Source organism: Pseudoalteromonas sp. SR45-5, from assembly GCF_014163565.1.
Classification (GTDB): Bacteria; Pseudomonadota; Gammaproteobacteria; order Enterobacterales; family Alteromonadaceae; genus Pseudoalteromonas; species Pseudoalteromonas distincta.
In genome coordinates, this window is record NZ_JACJDN010000969.1 from 1 (window position 1) to 925 (window position 925).

Annotated in this window: 1 protein-coding gene; it reads left to right on the top strand. The window is 36.4% G+C overall.

Annotated features, from left to right (window positions below):
- The first annotated feature begins 70 nt into the window (after positions 1–70).
- A complete protein-coding gene (locus H5072_RS20410) occupies positions 71–865 on the top strand; it encodes a putative porin (protein ID WP_182694632.1) in 795 nt (264 codons plus the stop codon).
- The last annotated feature ends 60 nt before the right edge of the window (positions 866–925 follow it).

A 925-nucleotide genomic window follows, 5' to 3' on the forward strand; every position in this document is an offset into this window, starting at 1 on the left:
GTTAGCATGTGCCTCGACTTTAGCAATACAGCTAGAGCATAAAAAGCAATGTACATAGGGAAGTCTTACAATGAAAAAATTAGCAGTTATTATTTCGATCATTTTATTATCTAGCACTGCGGCTGCTGCAGACAGCTATAATTCAATTAGTAACCTAAGCTACAAAAATAGCGATAACAACGATACTGTTGCTGTAGATTCTATTTACTACTTATCTCCTAAAAAAACTTTAGGTCCGTACGATCAGTTTGAATACATCAATAAACAAACTAACGTATATGGTGGCTACGCTGATGACGACTTTGGCGATTTAACATCGGTTGGTGGTGAATACTTTATTAATGAATTTGTTGTTGGCGCATCTTACGAAAACCTAGACCCAAATTCAGGTTCTAACAGTGAGCTTTATAAACTGACGGGTGGTTACTTTTTCAACCCTGATTTACTTGCAAAAGTAACACTAGTTGAAAACAAAGACGGCGACGATTTCGCATTATTTGATTTAGCTTACAACTACATGCTAAACAGCACAGATTACGTAGGTGTTACACTTACATCAGACGATGATTTTGATTACCGTGCAGTTGCTGCTAAATACTTTATTGATTTACAGCAAGGTAACTACCTTACTTTTGAAGGTAAATACGAAAGCATTGATGACGCAGAAAACCAATGGGTAGCAGAAACTAACTACTACTTCTCAAAAGCAACATCTGTATTTGCTAACTACAACAAGCAAGACACTTACAGCTTTGGTGCTCAACACTTTATCAATAAAAATATTGGTGTAAAGGTGGGTTACGAAAACAACGCTGATGATTCTGATAACGATGCGTACTTTGCTAACATGCGTTTCCAGTTTTAATTAAGTCCCGTACTTAGTTAATACAAAAGTAATATCAAAAGCCCGCTAAATTTAGCGGGC